We start from the raw sequence: 17,434 nt of genomic DNA, 5'->3' as shown, positions 1-17,434 counted from the left end.
CTGCACGAATAAACATGATGCGCTTTTGTTAAATTGACTGAAAATTGTTTATCTAAGAGGGAGATTTGGAACACATACGTTCGAGATTCAACACATAGGTCTGTTTATATAAACAGACCGTGGTCTAGATGTTCGTGATGAATTCTTTAAGGAAAGAAGTGAATTGAAGTTCTACGCGCTTCGCAGTTTCAGTGACTTCATCGTGGGAAAGCTTTTGTGCAGACATTCCCGCTGCCAAATTCGTGATGCAGCTAAGAGCTGCCACGCGAAGACCCAGGTGGTTTGCAGCGATAGTCTCAGGCACAGTACTCATGCCGACAGCTTTTCCGCCAATCAGTTTCAAGTAACGAACTTCAGCCGGAGTTTCATAAGTAGGACCGCTCACGCCGCAGTAAACACCTTTGTGGTAGCGCGTGCCCTGCTTTTGCAGAACCTGCTCCATGATAGTGATCAAGCGTTTGTCGTAAGCTTCAGTCATGTCCGGGAAGCGAGGTCCAAGTTCCTTGATGTTTGGTCCCATCAAAGGATTCGTGCCCATCAAATTGATGTGGTCTTCGATGATCATAAAGTCACCGGCAAGCATGCTTTCACCAAAGCCGCCTGCAGAGTTCGTCAAAATCAAAGCTTCAATTCCAAGCATTGCCAAAGTTCTGGTCGGAAACACAACACTTTCCATGCTGTGACCTTCGTAGAAGTGATTGCGACCCTGAAGAATCACAATTGATTGACCGTTCACTTTACCGAAAATCAGATTTCCAGAGTGACCTTCAACCGTTGGCGGGGAGAAGTGAGGGATGTCTTTGTAGGGAATTGTTGTTTCAATTTCCACATCCTTAACGAAGGCACCCAAACCAGAGCCTAAAACGACACCGACCTTCGGTTTCGCCGAAGTTTTTGAACGGATGAAGCTGATAGATTCTTGTAGTTTATTGAGTACCAAGTTGTTCTCCCATTGTCCTCGGGGTTATCCCAAAACTTTCAGTATCAAACTAGGCTTTGACACCTTTTGCAAGGAAATATTAATCGCGGATTTTAGCATTGGAATCGCGGAGTTAAGCAAATCCATATCGTCCCCGTGCAGAGTGAACAATGTGTCTCCGGATTTCACTTCATCACCGACTTTTGCGTGGAACTCAATTCCCGCCGTGGGAGCAATAATATCAGTCGTTTGCGCGCGACCAGCTTTGATTAAAATTCCGGCAACACCAATGCTCTCGGTGTGGAAGCCTTGAATAAATCCTGATTTTTCAGCAGTGATTTTCAAACTAAATTTTGGTTTTGGAACATTGCGAAGATCGCCACCATGGATTTTGCAAAGCTCTTCAAACTTTTTCAAAGCTTTACCCGAAGTCAAAGTTTCCAAAGCGATTTGATAAGATTCTTCTTCCGTTTTACCGATACCCGCAAGCAAAAGCATGTGAGCAGAAAGTCGCAAACTTAGTTCGCGCGTGTCTTCGTAAAGATCATAACCGTGCGGACCGATGAACTTTTCATTCTTCATGATCGCAACACACTCGTCCACTTCCAAAGAGTTACCAGCATAACGACCCAACGGTTGATCCATATTGGTCAACAATGCTGTAACCTTTTTGCCGTACCCTTTGGCGATGTTCATAAGATTTACAGCCAGCTCTTCTGCCAAGGCCGGAGTTTTCATGAAAGCACCAGAGCCATACTTCACATCAAGCACCAAGCCGTCGATGCCTTCGGCCAATTTCTTGGACATGATGGATGCGCAGATCAGAGGCAGGCTTTCAACAGTCGCAGTCACGTCACGAAGGGCATAGATTTTTTTATCAGCAGGGCAGATTTCTTTGGTTTGTCCGATGAAGCAAATATTGTTCTTACGAACCAGTTCGATAAATTCATCAAGCGGCTTTTGTGTGTTGAATCCAGGAATAGCTTCAAGCTTATCCAAAGTTCCACCCGTGTGACCCAAGCCACGACCCGAAATCATCGGAACAGGAGCGCCGGCAGCCGCAACAATCGGCCCCAAAATCAAGCTGGTCTTGTCTCCCACGCCGCCAGTGGAGTGCTTATCAACTTTAAAGCCTTTTACTGAAGAGAAGTCCACAACTTCACCGGAATGAAGCATGGCTTTTGTAAGACCAAGAGTTTCCTCTTTGTTCATGCCTTTAAAAAAGATCGCCATCAAAAGAGCTGACATCTGATAGTCGGGGATAGAGCCGCGAGCATATCCCAAAATGAACTCTTCGATTTCGTCAGCAGTCAGTTCGCCGCCATTTCTTTTCTTTTTAATAATTTCAGCAGGTAGAAAAGACATTAGTAGCCTCCTTGAGATTGTTGACCTTGCACCAAAGCGACACCAGAGCTTGTACCCAAGCGAGTCGCCCCAGCCTGAATCAGTGCGAATGCTTGCTCGGCGTTCTTTACGCCGCCGGAAGCTTTAACTTCCATTTTATCGCCCACAACGGACTTCATGAGTTTAACATCTTCGACAGTGGCGCCGCCGCCGGCGAAACCAGTACTGGTCTTAACGAAGTGAGCACCAGCTTCAAGCGCCGCTTTGCACGCCAGAACTTTTTCTTCGTCATTGATCAACGATGTTTCAATAATTACTTTTACTTTGTAACCAGCGGCCGCCTGAACGACAGCTTTGATGTCTTCACGTACGTAATCCAAACGACGATCTTTCAATGCGCCGATCTGAACAACCATATCGATCTCTTGCGCACCATTTTTTACCGCTGTCGCAGTTTCAAATGCTTTGCTGACTGTATCCATGGCGCCTAAAGGGAAGCCCACCACACAGCAAACTTTAACCTCGGAGCCACGCAATAGTTCTGCGCATTGTTTTACGTAAGAAGTGTTTACGCAAACGCTGAAAAAGTTATTCTCGCGCGCCTCCTGGCAAAGTTTCTCAATTTGTGCGGACTGGGATTCGGGTTTTAAAAGAGTGTGATCGATATACTTGTTTAATTGCACGGGGCACCCCATTTAGGTTCAAAAAGAAAAGGTACCTTACCTTAAACCCAAGGGCAATGCCGACTTGTAAAATGAGAAGAGCCCTTGGTTTCCCAAGGGCTCTTCTGCTGAAACTATATCTTAGGCTGAACTCTATCCAACCTTGGTTTTTGTAGCGCCGCCGATAGCATTGATCGCTGTATCGGTGCTGCCGGAGGTGCCCAGGAAAGTTTTTGCGTCTGCTGCAGAAACCTTTCCTTTGCGAACCAGATCCTCGATGTACTTTTCAAACAAAATCATACCCTGACTTGATCCTGTCTGCATTGCCGAGGCAACCTGATGGATCTTACCTTCACGGATCAAATTTGAAATCGCCTTGGTATTACGCATAATTTCGTAAGCAGCGACACGGCCTTGACCGTCGGCTCGAGAGAACAGCGTTTGTGCCACAACTCCACGCAGGGATTCGGCTAACATTGTTCTGATCTGCGCTTGTTGCCCCGCAGGGAAAACGTCGATGATACGGTCAATAGTTTTAGCCGCACTGTTGGTATGTAGAGTACCAAACACGATGTGACCGGTTTCTGCCGCAGTCAGGGCAAGACCGATAGTTTCCAAGTCACGCAACTCACCCACCAGCAAGATATCCGGGTCCTCACGGAGAGCGGCTTTCAGGGCATTGGCGAATGATTTAGTATGGCTACCAACTTCACGTTGATTTACCAGGGATTTAATATTCGGATGAACGAACTCGATCGGGTCTTCCACCGTGATAATATGTGCTTCACGAGTCAGATTGATCTGATGGATCATTGCTGCCAGAGTCGTGGATTTACCAGAACCCGTTGGGCCGGTAACCAGAATCAAACCGCGATCACAATCAATCATATCCAGAACTGCAGGTGGAACGCCCAACTCCTGAGCTGTTTTGATTTTCTCAGGAATGATACGCATAACTGCGCCCAAGCCTTTACGCTGCATGAATACGTTGCAACGGAAACGGCCGATACCTGGAAGTGTATAGGCAAAATCCAGCTCCCATTTTTCAACAAAGGCCTTCTTTTGCTTTTCAGAAAGAATTTCGAAGATAAGTCCCTGAACATCTTGATTTGAAAGCTCGCGATAGTTCAATGGAACCATATTCCCATGCAGACGCAAATAAGGCGCGGCTCCACTTGTTACGTGTAAGTCCGAAGCTCCTTGTTCAACCATGAGTTTAAACAGTTCATCAATCGTAGCCATTCTATTCTCCCTAAATGGTCTAATTCAGTGATCTTTTCGGTAAGTTATGCTTTAATGTTTAAATATTAATTGCTCTCACGATTGTTTCTGGACTATTGAAGAGAGATTGCTTTTAAGACTCACCTGGAGGACGCCGTGTCAGCAGAAATTCTCATCAATGTAAGACCTCAGGAGACACGAGTAGCCTACGTAGACAGCGGCGTGCTGTCAGATTTGAAAATCGAAAGAAAAACTTCACCGACATTGGTCGGGTCCATACATCGTGGAACTGTAATTCGTGTTTTGCCTGGTATGCAGGCGGCCTTTGTGGACATTGGTCTGGAAAAAGCAGCATTCCTCTACGTCGGCGATATTCGTGAAGACGTCGATGATAATTTCCTTTCCAGCGTGGATCGTGAAGAGCCTCTGGAAATGGATGGTGACGATGACAAACCTCATCAGCACACCGTAAAAACTCCGATTCAGGATCTTCTTAAAGAGGGTCAAAGCATTCTGGTTCAGGTGGCCAAGGATCCATTGGGAACCAAGGGAGCCAGAATCACAACTCACTTATCATTGCCGGGTCGTTTCGTTGTGTTTCTGCCGACAGTCCGTCACCTGGGAATTTCCCGTCGTATCGAAGACGAAACAGAACGCGAAAGACTTCGCCAGCTGGTTCAAAAAATCAATCCTTCCGGGGGGGTGATCGTTCGTACTGCCGGTGACGGCGCCTCAGAGGAGATGTTGAAAGCCGACATCGAGTACCTGGATCGTTTAAGCAAAGAGATTTTCAAAAACTATGAAAAGAAGAAAACTCCAGGTGCTTTGCACACGGAGCTTGATGTCGAGTTGCGTGCGCTACGCGATTTGATGAGTGAAAATGTCACAAGCGTATGGGTGGACAATATTGAAATTCACCGCAAGGTTGTGAAATTTGTTTCTCAGTTCATGCCCAAGTACAAACAAAACATCGTTCTTTATGAAGAAAAGAAACCGTTGTTCGACTTATACGACATCGACATCGAAATTTCCCGCTCTATGGAGCGTAAGATCTGGTTGAAGTCCGGCGGTTATATCGTCATCGACGAGGCGGAAGCTTTGGTTGTGATCGACGTGAACACGGGTAAGTTCGTTGGTAAAAAGGATTTGGAAGAAACCATCCTGAAAACCAATCTGGAAGCGGTTCGCGAGACGGCTCACCAACTGCGCATTCGTAACTGCGGCGGCATTATCATCATCGACTTCATCGATATGGAAAAAGAATCCCACCGTGAAAAGGTGATGGAAGCTTTGGCAGAAGAGTTGGGGCGCGACCGCGCCCGTACTAATATCGTCTCCATGTCTCAATTGGGATTGGTCGAGATGACCCGTAAGCGCATTCGCCCAAGCTTGATCAAAACTTTGTGCGAACCATGTTCTTATTGCGACGGAAAAGGCTATATCAAACGCAAATCAACGGTTGCGAATGAAATCTTCCGCGAGCTTGAGCGCGATGCCGATATGCTGACTAATAAGAAAACCAACGTCGTTATTCATTGCCACAGCCAGGTGGTTGATTGGATTTACGAGGTCGAAGGGGAGAGCTTGGAAAATATTGAAAAGAAGCTGGGTCGCTCAGTGGCTTTCAAAATTGAACCAAACTACCACTTGGAGCAGTACGAGATCTTCTTCGTCTAATTCCACACAGGTATGCAAATAATACAAAACCCGTCTGATAGAACATCGGCGGGGATTATTTGTGCCCAATTTCAAACACACCGCAATTAATTGCCGGCGTGACGAAGGATTCTCAATTCTGATTTGGCGATGCGCAAAGAGTTGAACATTTGGCGACTGTGCGAAACCTAAGTGTCTGTTATCTGTAAATAATTTATAAACGTCTCGTTTCTTAAAAAAGCTGTCTTTTTTATTGCCAAGAGTCACCACCACCGCTAATCTCTTCTTCTTCCTGGAAAGCTGAAAAAAATAGCATGTAATAGGTTGACAAAGCCTAGTGCGAGGTGGCATTTACCACTGGCTTAATTCGGGTAGCTGGAGGTTCTAATGTACGCGATTATTCGTACGGGCGGTAAGCAATATAAAGTTCAAGCTGGTGACGTTGTTCAAGTTGATAAAGTTGAACAAAAACTAGGTGCAGAGTTTGATATCAACGAAATCTTGATGGTTGGTGGTGAGTCCACTCATGTTGGTCAACCTCTTGTTAAAGGTGCAAAAGTAACTGTAGTTGTTACTAAGCAAGCTAAAACTAGAAAAGAAATCGTTTTCAAAAAGAAACGTCGTCAAGGTTACAGAAAGTTTGCGACTCACAAACAAGAGTTCACAGAACTTTTCGTGAAATCAATCACACTTGATGGTAAAACAACTAAAACAGATGCTACGCCAAATGTAGTAGACGTTGCTGCGAAACGTACTGAAGCTGCTGAAGCTCGCGTTGCTGCTCGCAAAGAACGTGTATCTAACAAAAACAAAGGCGAAGAAGTCGTTAAAAAAGCTGCTAAAAAAGCTGTAGCGAAAAAGAAAGTTGCGAAAAAAGCTGTTAAAAAGACTGCTAAAAAAGCAACCGCTAAGAAAAAAGTAGCTAAAAAGACTTCTAAAAAAGCGTAATTAAAAGATTTTTAAGCGAGGTTAGTCATGGCAAGTAAGAAGGCCGGTGGTAGTACAAAGAATGGTCGTGATTCACAGAGTAAACGCTTAGGCGTTAAACGTTTCGGTGGTGAGAAAGTTCTTTCTGGAACTATCATCGTTCGTCAACGTGGTACAAAATTCCACGTTGGTAACAACGTAAAAATTGGTCGTGACCACACGATCTATTCTGTAATCGAAGGTCTTGTTAAATTTGAGCGTTTCGCAAAAGATCGCTTCAAAGTTAGTGTTTATCCTAAAGCTGTCTAGTTCCCACTAGATTCTGCTCTTGATAAGCACCAAGAGATTTTACAAATGCATAAAAGGAGCCTTCGTTGGCTCCTTTTTTGTTGTATATCTCTGCTCAAAATATTGGTGCTCTTATGAAATTCATTGATGAAGTTAGTATTACATTGGCGTCTGGCCGTGGTGGCCCAGGCTGCGTTAGTTTCCGTAGAGAATCGGGTGCTCCTCGTGGTGGACCTGATGGTGGAGACGGCGGCAAGGGTGGCGACGTTATCATCAAAACATCCCGTCATATCAATTCCCTGGTAGATATCAGACAAAACAAGAAATACTCCGCACAAAACGGCGAGATGGGTTTCGGTCGTCAAAAGCATGGAGCTGATGGCGAAGATCTTGTATTGATCGTTCCTGAAGGAACAATCATCAGAAACCTGGATGGCGAGATTGTCGTCGATATGACTGGAATTGAAGAGCACACTCTTCTATTTGGTGGTCGCGGTGGTAAGGGGAACGAGTTCTTCAAAACTGCGATCAATCAAGCACCAACTCACGCTCAACCGGGCGAAGATAACGAAGAGCTTGAAGTTAAGCTTGAGCTTAAACTGATCGCTGACGTTGGTATCATCGGTTTCCCAAATGCAGGGAAGTCGACGTTAATTTCTCGTATATCTGCAGCTAAACCTAAAATCGCAGATTATCCGTTTACAACTCTGACGCCAAATTTGGGCGTGGTTAAAGCGGGTGACTACACTTCATTCGTGGTTGCTGATATTCCAGGTTTGGTAAAGGGCGCACACGAAGGTGTGGGCTTAGGTATTCAATTCCTGAAGCACGTCGAACGTACTCGCGTATTCATCCACTTGGTGGATGCTTCGGGTATGTCCGGTCGCGAAGCTCTTCAGGATTTCGAAGATCTTAATTATGAACTTAAAATGTATGATGAGAGCAATCAGGACAAAGAGGGTTTCTTCCCTCTTTCCACTCGTCCGCAATTTGTCGTGCTCAACAAAATTGATACTCTCAGCGTTGATCAACTTGAAAAACTTAAAATGAAATTCAAAAAAGCGACAGGCTCTGAGCCGATGGCCATTTCGGCGGTCACAGGCAAAAACATCAATGATCTTGTAAATGAGCTGGGTCGTCAGATTTTGAAGGATGTAGAATAATGAAAATCGGTATTTTCGGCGGAAGCTTTAATCCTCCTCATATGGGTCACATCAATGCCATTCAAACAGTGGCAAAGAAAATGGGTTTGAACAAAATCCACGTAATCCCTGCAGCACAAAATCCTCTTAAAACTCCAGTGGAAGGTCCAACGGCGGAACAACGCCTGGAACTTACCAAGCTTGCGTTTGCTCAATACGGTGAAACGTATTTCGTTGATGACCAGGAGCTAAAACGCGGTGGCATGAGCTACACTATTGATACGATCATGAATCTTCGTAAAACATACGAGGCTTCTGATTTGTACCTGATTGTTGGCGCAGACAAGTTCGAAGAGCTTAGCCAGTGGAAAGACTATTCCAAAATTTTGGCTGAAACCAATCTGGTTGTTACAACTCGTCCCGGTTATGACATGCCAGAATCCATGGATGAAATGCCAGGCTACCTAAAACCATTGGTAGCAGACTTTGATTTCAACTTCATCGAATTGACGACGGGTCGTAACATCCAGTTCATCACTCTTCGTGATATCGAAATTTCTTCCAGCGAAGTTCGTAAATGGCTTCGTACTGGTAAGCCGGTTGAAAAGTATCTGCCTCTTTCTGTTGAAACATTCATCAAAGAGAACAAACTTTATCGCAACCTTGGTGACCGCATTGGTGACTTCGAAAAATTCACTGAATTCTGCGCTAATGTTCTTTACGCTAATAAAGGTATTAACGTTCGTGGATTTGATCTTAGAAAGATCACGGCTCCAAGTGAGTTCGCGGTGATCGCTTCCGGTACATCCACTCGTCATGCGACGGCAATGGCAGACAATATCGTGATCGCGGTTAAAGAAGAGTTCAACGTTCATCCGCAATCTGTTGAAGGCGTGGATGAAGGTCGTTGGGTGTTGGTGGACTACGGTTCATTGATCGTTCACGTATTCTACGATTTCGTTCGTCAGGAATACAGCCTTGAAAACCTGTGGAAAGACGCTAAAGATCTTGGTTTGAAAGATCCATACGTAGGGAAACAACAGTAATGAAATTCATTTTGTACAATCTCGCGACTGCCAAAGAGGCCTGGGCCGATGACGTTAGCGAGCTGTACAAAAAGAAGATTTCTTTTTTCATCCCTTTCGACATTCAAAGTCTAAAAGCGAAAAAGTCGGCTCGTGAAGATGCCGACTTTAAACGTAACGAAGAATCAGAGCTCATCCTTAAAAATATTAATTCCGATGATTACGTCGTTCTGTTCGACGAACGCGGCTCGGTTCTGGATTCGATTCAATTCTCTAAAAAAGTGGAAAACATTCTGGGAAGCTCCAAGAAGCGCGCGATATTCATTATCGGTGGAGCTTTCGGTGTTAACGAAGATGTCAGAAAGCGCGCGGATCTAAAAGTCGCATTATCGCCGATGGTGATGAATCACCTAATGGCACAAGCCATGAGCCTGGAGCAAATCTACCGGGCCTTCACGATCATCAAAAAAATTCCGTATCACAATCAGTAAGAGCCGCTGGGAAAGGTACGCCGTAACTTTTGGGGGTGCGGCGCGTTCCAAAAAGGGAACTGTTACCGCCAAGGGGGTTGGTTGCCGAGTTCTTTTTCGGGGTTGCGGCCTAGTTCGATCAGGCGTTCCCATTCGAAGGGGAAGAAGTCGCGTTGCTCGTTGGCTGCGAAGTCTTCATTTACCGGATTTGGGTTATTGCAGGCGTCGTCCGGATCAAAAGTGTCTTTCGAGCAGATTGAATATCTGACTGTACCATCTGTATCACCGATTGCTTTACCCCACTGAACCAGTGTCATTGGCTGGTAAGGATTCAAGGCAGGATCAAGTACATAAGCGACACCATCCACCTGGTAAGTCACGGCTACGTGATACCACCACTCGACCCAACCGTTCGGGGAGTTATCTGTTCGGGCGCGCAAATTTCCAAAGGCATAGACTTTTTTGGGAATGGATTTTTTTAACTCAACCAGTTTTTCGGCGGCCAATTCGGCACGGGCATAGCAACCATCATCCGGATAAAGCCAAGTCAGGCGGCGTGGGTGAGATCCATCTTGCATAAAGAATGAATCGCGAATGAACTGAAAATGAGTGTTTAAGTTCTTAAGGTTACCAGCGTTGGGAAGTTGCGAGATTTCCAGATCACGCAACGGCACTGAAAGGTTTTCTGGCGAGGCGTTGGATGCCGTAAGGTCGCTAGCGGAAAGAATGCTCGCGATACTAAGATTTCTTGTTTTAGCATCTTGAAACGACTCGTTTGGGAAGCGCTGGGATGACAATCCCGCATGTGCTACCACGCTTAAAGACCACAACAGATATATGAAAACCGAAACCAGTTTCATGAAATTCCCCACCCACTTTGATTTCTAGGTCGGACTTAAAATCATGTCAAATGAAAGCCTGCCTTGGCTTTTAAGTTGCTGTGCAGGGTTATATGAAGCTTATAAGTGAATTGGTTCGAAAGTTTTCAACTCCCTGTCTGCACTGCGGATCCTTCTTAAAGTCGGAAGGATTGTTGTGTGAATCCTGCAGAAACAAAGTTGAAACCTACATTAAGCCGGACCTTGAAATGCGCACCTTGGGAGTCTTTGAAGCCTACATGCTATTTCGCTGGAACCCGGGAACTAGTGATCTATTGTCTGCGCAATTGGCAGGGCTAAAAGGTTTTCGAACAAACTTTGACTGGAACTATTGGGCGAATAGGTTCGTTTCACGAAGAATCCACAAAGCGCTGCCAACTAGAAGAATAATTCTTATTCCAGCTCCCTCTTCGACAGGGAGAACGGGTGATCATGCTTACCAGTGGGCGCAAGCCCTGGGAAAGGCCACGGGAGCGGAAATTTGCCTCTGCCTGACCAAGAAGACCAGGGCGCACCAGCGGGGAGCCACCCGGGAGAACCGGGTTCAGGTCGAGTTTGCACTCGATGAAAATTCTTCAATGGTGTCTGAATTTTGGTCAGATGCTTTATGGGTTTTCGTGGATGATATTGTTACCACAGGCTCTACAGCGCTTGCCGCCTATGAAGCACTTGGGAGGCCCCCTCATTTTGAAGCCTGGGCCCTGGCCCAAAGGACGCTTGCTTGCGGAGATTGACCCGATCTGCTATAAGGCCGGAATGTGCAAACAAATCAGTGCCTTAATTTTAGCAATTGGACTTTCTTTGAATGCTGTCGCAGCGGAAAAGTCCAACGCCACACTTAAGAAAATCTCCCAAAAATATCGCACAACAAAGCTTGTGGAAATGAATGTGGAAAAGGTTGATAAGCTTGTTCTGCAGGGTCGCGAAAACAAGTACGAAGGCACGCTTGCTATTTCCAGCGGAAAGATTCGCTGGGAAAACAACACTCCGGAAAAAAGTCTTTTGGTATTTGATGGCACGACAATCTGGAGTGTTCAGTATCCACCGAAAGAATTCGGCGGCGATCCGCAAATTGCCCGCGGTAAAGTGAATAAGAAAAATAAATCCCAAACAATCATCGCAACTTTGTTGGGTGGTGATTTGCAGGGTAATTTCAAAGTGACGGATGAAAAGACTGATGGAGATATGTCCACGCTTGCCATCGCTCCTTTGAAAGATGATTTGGCTATCAAGGATATCAAGCTTGTTGTGAATACAAAAAAGCTGATCGTCGATCAGATCTCTTATCAGGATGATGTGCAAAACATCACGACGATGAAGTTCTCGGACGTAAAATTCAAAAGCAGTGTTAAAAAAAGTTTATTTAAGTATCAACCACCTAAAAATGTGCCGGTGACAGACCTATGAAACAAGAAACTCTTCAAAATAAAAAAGTTCATTTTATCAGCTTAGGTTGCCCTAAGAATCTGGTCGACAGTGAGATCATGGCGGGAACGCTGATGAAAGACGGTTTCGAGGTTGTGGGCGAGGCTGATGAGGCTGACACAGTTATCGTGAACACATGTGGTTTCATTGAAGACTCCAAGAAAGAATCCATCCAGCGCATTCTGGACATGAGCGATCTTAAGCAAGAGGGCAAAATCAAAAAGGTTGTTGTCGCTGGTTGCTTGACTCAACGTTATAAGAATGACCTGGTTGAAGGTTTGCCAGAGGCGGATTTGTTCGTGGGTTCTGGTGAATTCCAAAACATCTCTAAGATTCTTAAAAATTCCGAGGCTGGCGAAAAGCAAAAGACGTTCTTCAATTTGCCAACGTATCTTCAGGAAGAGGCGACTCCGCGTGTGAATTCACAACCGGGTCACCGTGCTTATTTGAAAATCTCTGAAGGTTGCATGAAGCGTTGTGCATTCTGTGCGATCCCGTTGATCCGCGGAAACCTGCAATCACGCTCTATTGACGCTATCGTGGCTGAAGCAAAATTGCTTGTTGCCGGTGGAGTTAAAGAACTTATCATCATCAGCCATGACTTTACTGACTATGGTTTTGATATTCGTCGTAAAGATCCTACACGCAAAGAAAGCCCGGTTGAGTTGTTGAAAGCACTTGATCAGGTTGAAGGTTTGCAGTGGATCCGTTTGATGTACTTGTATCCAGATGGCATCACACAAGAGATGGTTCAGGTTATCAAGAACAGCAAAAAAATCGTTCGTTATTTCGATATGCCACTTCAACACGTAAACGATGCAGTTCTTAAGAGCATGAATCGTAAGATGACTCGTGATGAAATCGAGACAGCTTTGATGAACATTCGTGAGCATTTGCCAGAGGCAGTGATCCGTACTCAATTCATCGTGGGTTTCCCTGGTGAAACAGCGGAACAATTCGAAGAGCTATTGAACTTCGTGGCTGATCAGCAGTTCGACCGCGTGGGTTGCTTCAAATACTCTCCTGAAGAAAACACTCCAGGTGGCCGTATGGACAATCAGGTTGATGATGAAACTAAAGACTACCGTCATGACGCTTTGATGGAAGTTCAGCAAAACATCTCCCGCAACAAACACCGTGATTTCGTGGGTAAAACTATCGAGGTTATCGTTGAAGGTTTCTCGGAAGAGACTGACCTGTTATTGCAAGGTCGTTTCTGGGGTCAGGCACCGGATATCGATGGTGTTGTTTTGATCAACGACGGTGAAGCGAAAGTCGGCGACATGGTTAAAGTTCATGTGACCGACTCTATGGAATACGACCTTATTGGTGAAATCGTAACGGAAAACTAGAAAGTACAGTTTTCCGAAGCACTTTCAAACTTCCCAACCCAATCAGTGGTTCGGGAATTTCTTAAAACTGTCGTAGCTCTTCTAAAGGCTACGGCATTTTTTTTATCAAATTTGCAGGCGTTCTTGTAGGCGATGTAAGCCACATCGTATTTTTTAATATCAAATGAAGTTGTCGCCAGGCCCAGCCAGGAGCGCGCCGATTTAGGGTCTGCCCCTGTGCCTGCCTTATAGTATTTCATAGCCTCTATGGAGCTTTTATCATCTTCCAGCAGGCGACCGTAAGTGTACTGAGCGAATTCTGATTTCGGAAAGTCATTGGCGGCCTTTTTTAAGGCTGCTTTGGCTTTATCATCATCACCCATGCCCTTCATGTTCAGACCCAGATTTACGTGGGCACTGGCGCGTTTGGGATCAAGCTGGATGGTTTCGCGGCAGCTGGTAATGCCGGCGTCATAAGTGCTGTCTTTGGTATTCACATCGCACAGGATTTCCAGGTACTCAGGGCGCTTACCAATATTATCAACCATGTCCTGGGCCAGAATACGCATTTCGTAATAGTTCGGCGGAGTGCGGTCCCCATACATTTTCAATAAAGCGTGATAGGGAGGTTCGTATTTGGGATTCGCTTCGATCGCGAGCTTATAATTTTCCAAAGCTTCTTTGGGTTTTTTTTGCAGCGAATACGCGTTGCCAAGCAATGAGTAGGCTTCTGCGTCCTTGTCATTCTTGCTGATAAGATTATTCACGGCGCGAATCATGTCGCCGGTTTCACCGCGGGCTTCATGCGCCCGGGCCAGCATCAGAATTTCCGGGCGGCCGATTTTATCGATGTTTTTCCAAAGCAATAAAGTGACTTTTTGATAGTCTTTCTGGGCGTAGAATTCTTCAGCAAGCTTCACCACCAGCTGAGTGTTCTGGGGCTGTTTTCGGATATCAGCCTTTAACTTCTCGATTTTATCCTGACCGGAAGTCGGGGTGGGTGTTCCAGCACTGAGCGAAAATGAGACAAAAGGCAAGATGATTACCACGAGCAATTGTTTGAAATTCAGTCTGCTTTTCATATGTTGTATTATGACTTAAATGCCCAAGCGAGTGAAGAGATCTAAATATTCAGCTGGACTAAAAAGCAATCGCGGTCAGGCTGTGATTGAGTACGTTTTGATTTTGATCATTACGGTGTCTCTTATTTTGATGTTGATCTCTCAAATCTTTAAACCGTTTCAGGGTTTTGTTAAGTCCTTCATGGGCGACTACATGGCGTGTTTGCTGGAAACCGGGGAGCTGCCGGCTTTGGGCAGTGACAGTGGCCTGGAATGTAAATTCAATTTTCAAAATGTCGAGGGTGGTTTTAAGAATAACCCGGCATCTTCAAATTCCAACTCCAGCAACAGTGAATCTTCAAATCAGTCCGAGAAGAACTCGAGCGCAAGTTCGTCCTCCTCTTCCGAAAGAAGCAGCAGTGGCAGTACTTATGCGGGTTCCCGATCCAGATCAGGCGGAAGCAGTCGTATCAGTCGTTCGCGTGCACCGACATCGGGTATAGACAGCTCACAACAACAGAGTGGAAAAGTTGTAGAAATTGCCCTGGAGGGCGGTGGAGCTGGTGGATATTTTCAATCCAACAATGGTGGCTATTCGGTCCAATCAGGCCGTCGCGTAGCCTCTGTGCCGCTTACCGGAATGACTGAGGATGAACGTAAGAAACTCGAGAAGAAAGCCAATGGTGGCGGCAAGACCACTGTTGTGCAGGGCGAGGGATTTGCTCCCCCGAAAAAGAAAACTGCTGTTAAAAAACCAGAACCAAAACTTGAATTACCACCCGAGGAAAAGGCCGTTACCTTTGGAAATTTTATACGTTGGTTATTCATCGCCGCATTGATTATTGCTCTGGTTATTTTCCTTGGCGGTCAGGCACTGCAATTTTCCAAGAGTGGTGAAAAATAGTCTGCATCGCGTTTAGAAAATTTCCACATTAATTCTTAAGTTGTCTGTCACAGACGGAAATGCTTGATACATCCGGGCGCTTCAAGCATACAAGGCACTCGCTTGATTCGAGGGGGCCATTTTTGGAAAATGTGATTGAGATCAATCGCAAAAAATTCTTCACAATTAGTGAAGCACGTCAGTTGTTACCGATCGTTTATCGGTTAACTGAAGAGGCTAATCGTGAGGTCAAATTGCATGTCAATCGTATCGAAGCGTACTCTGACAAGACCCACCCTTCCGTGGTTATCATCGAAGAACAAATCAACACCATAATTGATCGTTGGCAGGCCAAGATTGAAAAATTGGGTGCCGAGCCCAAAGGACTATGGATGGCGGATTTTGACAGCGGAGAAGGCTATTTCTGCTGGAAATACCCAGAGACCCAGGTGAATCATTTTCATGGTTACCACGATGGTTTTTCGGGACGTACAGTCATCGACCAATAAAACCCGACTTGAAACTCCATTAGGTCAGCGTATATTGAGCCCATGAGAATAGCTCTGGCACAAATCAATCCGACTCTGGCCGATTTCAAATACAATAAAGAAAAGATTTTAAATTATATTCAGCAGGCACAACAGCGTAAGTGTGACATGGTTGTGTTTCCTGAGTGCACGCTGTTTGGATACCATCCGTTTGATTTGTTGGAGCGTGAGCAGATCGTAAAAAAGCAGGAAGCCGAGATGCGCGACCTGCTTAAAAAAATTCCTAAAGGCATTGCGGTTATTTTTGGAATGATAACCAGAAATCCCGATAAAAAAGGCCGCCCCTATTATAACTCCGCAGTCTTTGCGGTTAAGGGTCAGAAGCCGCGCTTTTTCCATAAACAGTTATTGCCTACCGGGGATGTGTTTGATGAAGCCCGCTTTATCGAGCCCGGTGATTTTTCCAAGAATTACTTCACCTGGAAAGGTAAGAAATTCTTTCTGACTATCTGTGAGGATATTTGGGCCTGGCCGGATGCTCAAGGACGATCGCCTTACAAAGTGAATCCTTTGGCTAAGGTAAAAAAGCAGAAGGTGGATCTGGTGGTGAACTTAAGTGCTTCACCTTACTTCGTGGATAAAATGAAACAGCGCGAATACGTAACCAAGAAAACCGCGCAGTATTTCAATGCACCCATTTTATATGCGAATCTTGTCGGCGCTCAGGACGAGATCATTTTCGACGGCGCAAGTTTTGTTCTGGATAAAAACGGTAAGAAACTTATGACTTGTCAGGCTTTTGAAGAAGACCTGAACGTGATTGACCTGGATACCAAAGAAACCTGGAACAAGAATGCAAAGATTTCCTCTACCGAGGAACTTCGTCGTGCCTTGGTTTTGGGAATCCGCGACTTCTGTGCAAAAACCGGAATGAAGAAAGTTCATTTGGGTTCAAGTGGAGGAATTGATTCCGCTGTGGCAGCAGCTTTGGCTGTGGATGCCATGGGACCTGCTAACGTAACTACCTTGGCGTTGCCGGGACCGTACAATGCTCAGATGAGTTTGGATCTGGCTAAGCAGTTGGCGCAGAACCTGGGTGTTGAATTTAAAATCGTTGAAATTGCTCCCATGTACGAAAAAGTTGTCGAGATGCTTAAAAAGGGTATCGGTCTTGAAGGTTTCAGTGTTGTAAATGAAAATCTGCAGGCACGACTTCGTGGTCTGACATTGATGGCTTACTCGAATCAAAATAACAGCATGTTGTTAACGACGGGGAATAAAAGCGAGTATGCTTCTGGCTATTCCACTTTGTACGGCGATATGTGTGGTGGTTTGGCGCCTTTGGGCGATTTGACCAAGAAGCAGGTCTACGAGCTCGCTCAATACTACAACAAGCAAGGCGAAGTGATTCCTGAAATGATTATCACTCGTCCACCATCAGCAGAACTTCGTCCGAATCAGAAGGATCAGGATGCCCTGCCGCCTTATGATGAATTGGATAAAGCTGTTGTGAATTTGGTGGAGAAGGCGAAAGAACCAAAAACTGATGCTGACAAATGGTTGTTGCCGGTTTTGATGAGAACCGAATTTAAACGCTGGCAGGCGGCCCCGATCCTGAAAGTTTCAACCCATGCATTTGGGCGCGGTCGACGTTATCCGATTGCTCAAAAAGCATAAAAAAAGGCCGTGTTCCCACGGCCTTTTTTTAATTCTA

The 17,434-nt window shown here is 45.4% G+C and carries 18 protein-coding genes; 12 read left to right on the top strand and 6 right to left on the bottom strand.

Annotated features, from left to right (window positions below; genetic code table 11):
• Positions 1–124: 124 nt before the first annotated feature.
• The 4 genes from ACLWNV_RS17800 to ACLWNV_RS17785 all read right to left on the bottom strand — a co-directional run bounded on the left by ACLWNV_RS17800 (position 125) and on the right by ACLWNV_RS17785 (position 4,167).
• Positions 125–940, bottom strand: coding sequence for a purine-nucleoside phosphorylase (locus ACLWNV_RS17800; RefSeq protein WP_413585794.1), 816 nt, complete (start codon positions 938–940; stop codon positions 125–127).
• Between the two features lie 24 nt (positions 941–964).
• Positions 965–2,284 (bottom strand): thymidine phosphorylase, encoded by a 1,320-nt coding sequence (locus ACLWNV_RS17795; RefSeq protein WP_413585793.1) that lies wholly within the window; start codon positions 2,282–2,284, stop codon positions 965–967.
• On the bottom strand, positions 2,284–2,946 hold the full coding sequence (deoC, locus tag ACLWNV_RS17790; RefSeq protein WP_413585792.1) for a deoxyribose-phosphate aldolase: 663 nt from the start codon (positions 2,944–2,946) through the stop codon (positions 2,284–2,286). The genes ACLWNV_RS17795 and deoC overlap by 1 nt, the downstream gene beginning before the upstream one ends.
• Positions 2,947–3,078: 132 nt before the next feature.
• Complete coding sequence (locus ACLWNV_RS17785; protein ID WP_413585791.1) at positions 3,079–4,167, bottom strand: type IV pilus twitching motility protein PilT; 1,089 nt, start codon at positions 4,165–4,167, stop codon at positions 3,079–3,081.
• Between the two features lie 135 nt (positions 4,168–4,302).
• Between ACLWNV_RS17785 and ACLWNV_RS17780 the strand changes: the two genes are divergently transcribed.
• The 6 genes from ACLWNV_RS17780 to ACLWNV_RS17755 all read left to right on the top strand — a co-directional run bounded on the left by ACLWNV_RS17780 (position 4,303) and on the right by ACLWNV_RS17755 (position 9,675).
• A complete protein-coding gene (locus ACLWNV_RS17780; RefSeq protein ID WP_413585790.1) occupies positions 4,303–5,823 on the top strand; it encodes an Rne/Rng family ribonuclease in 1,521 nt (506 codons plus the stop codon).
• A gap of 366 nt (positions 5,824–6,189) precedes the next feature.
• Positions 6,190–6,750 carry a 50S ribosomal protein L21 gene (gene rplU / locus ACLWNV_RS17775; protein WP_413585789.1) on the top strand — a complete coding sequence of 187 codons (561 nt, stop codon included), beginning with the start codon at positions 6,190–6,192 and terminating at the stop codon, positions 6,748–6,750.
• Positions 6,751–6,777: 27 nt separating this feature from the next.
• On the top strand, positions 6,778–7,038 hold the full coding sequence (rpmA, locus tag ACLWNV_RS17770; protein WP_088615960.1) for a 50S ribosomal protein L27: 261 nt from the start codon (positions 6,778–6,780) through the stop codon (positions 7,036–7,038).
• A gap of 113 nt (positions 7,039–7,151) precedes the next feature.
• Positions 7,152–8,180 carry a GTPase ObgE gene (gene obgE, locus ACLWNV_RS17765; RefSeq protein ID WP_413587652.1) on the top strand — a complete coding sequence of 343 codons (1,029 nt, stop codon included), beginning with the start codon at positions 7,152–7,154 and terminating at the stop codon, positions 8,178–8,180.
• Positions 8,180–9,205, top strand: coding sequence for a nicotinate (nicotinamide) nucleotide adenylyltransferase (gene nadD, locus ACLWNV_RS17760; protein WP_413585788.1), 1,026 nt, complete (start codon positions 8,180–8,182; stop codon positions 9,203–9,205). The genes obgE and nadD overlap by 1 nt, the downstream gene beginning before the upstream one ends.
• A complete protein-coding gene (locus ACLWNV_RS17755; protein ID WP_413585787.1) occupies positions 9,205–9,675 on the top strand; it encodes a 23S rRNA (pseudouridine(1915)-N(3))-methyltransferase RlmH in 471 nt (156 codons plus the stop codon). The genes nadD and ACLWNV_RS17755 overlap by 1 nt, the downstream gene beginning before the upstream one ends.
• Positions 9,676–9,737: 62 nt before the next feature.
• Here ACLWNV_RS17755 and ACLWNV_RS17750 read toward each other — a convergent pair whose 3' ends face one another.
• Positions 9,738–10,514 (bottom strand): protein-glutamine glutaminase family protein, encoded by a 777-nt coding sequence (locus ACLWNV_RS17750; protein WP_413585786.1) that lies wholly within the window; start codon positions 10,512–10,514, stop codon positions 9,738–9,740.
• A gap of 92 nt (positions 10,515–10,606) precedes the next feature.
• Between ACLWNV_RS17750 and ACLWNV_RS17745 the strand changes: the two genes are divergently transcribed.
• The 3 genes from ACLWNV_RS17745 to rimO are packed head-to-tail and all read left to right on the top strand — an operon-like array spanning position 10,607 to position 13,309.
• Complete coding sequence (locus tag ACLWNV_RS17745) at positions 10,607–11,266, top strand: ComF family protein (protein ID WP_413585785.1); 660 nt, start codon at positions 10,607–10,609, stop codon at positions 11,264–11,266.
• Positions 11,267–11,288: 22 nt separating this feature from the next.
• The gene (locus ACLWNV_RS17740; RefSeq protein ID WP_413585784.1) at positions 11,289–11,939 is read left to right on the top strand and encodes a LolA family protein; all 651 of its coding nucleotides are present in this window, start codon (positions 11,289–11,291) and stop codon (positions 11,937–11,939) included.
• Complete coding sequence (rimO, locus tag ACLWNV_RS17735) at positions 11,936–13,309, top strand: 30S ribosomal protein S12 methylthiotransferase RimO (RefSeq protein WP_413585783.1); 1,374 nt, start codon at positions 11,936–11,938, stop codon at positions 13,307–13,309. Before ACLWNV_RS17740 ends, rimO begins: the two co-directional genes overlap by 4 nt.
• Here the strand turns inward: rimO and ACLWNV_RS17730 are convergent.
• A complete protein-coding gene (locus ACLWNV_RS17730) occupies positions 13,306–14,370 on the bottom strand; it encodes a tetratricopeptide repeat protein (protein WP_413585782.1) in 1,065 nt (354 codons plus the stop codon). The genes rimO and ACLWNV_RS17730 overlap by 4 nt on opposite strands.
• A gap of 31 nt (positions 14,371–14,401) precedes the next feature.
• Between ACLWNV_RS17730 and ACLWNV_RS17725 the strand changes: the two genes are divergently transcribed.
• The 3 genes from ACLWNV_RS17725 to ACLWNV_RS17715 all read left to right on the top strand — a co-directional run bounded on the left by ACLWNV_RS17725 (position 14,402) and on the right by ACLWNV_RS17715 (position 17,397).
• Positions 14,402–15,253 carry a hypothetical protein gene (locus ACLWNV_RS17725; protein ID WP_413585781.1) on the top strand — a complete coding sequence of 284 codons (852 nt, stop codon included), beginning with the start codon at positions 14,402–14,404 and terminating at the stop codon, positions 15,251–15,253.
• Between the two features lie 131 nt (positions 15,254–15,384).
• Positions 15,385–15,741: a DUF2203 domain-containing protein gene (locus ACLWNV_RS17720; protein ID WP_413587651.1), complete on the top strand. Its 357-nt coding sequence runs from the start codon at positions 15,385–15,387 to the stop codon at positions 15,739–15,741.
• 42 nt (positions 15,742–15,783) lie between these two features.
• Positions 15,784–17,397 carry an NAD+ synthase gene (locus ACLWNV_RS17715; RefSeq protein ID WP_413585780.1) on the top strand — a complete coding sequence of 538 codons (1,614 nt, stop codon included), beginning with the start codon at positions 15,784–15,786 and terminating at the stop codon, positions 17,395–17,397.
• Positions 17,398–17,434 lie beyond the last annotated feature (37 nt).

It is taken from the genome of Bdellovibrio sp. HCB274 (genome assembly GCF_047306075.1).
In the GTDB taxonomy this organism is placed as follows: Bacteria; Bdellovibrionota; Bdellovibrionia; order Bdellovibrionales; family Bdellovibrionaceae; genus Bdellovibrio.
The sequence above is the reverse complement of the archived record's forward strand: the minus strand, read 5'-3'. Positions and strand labels throughout refer to the sequence as shown.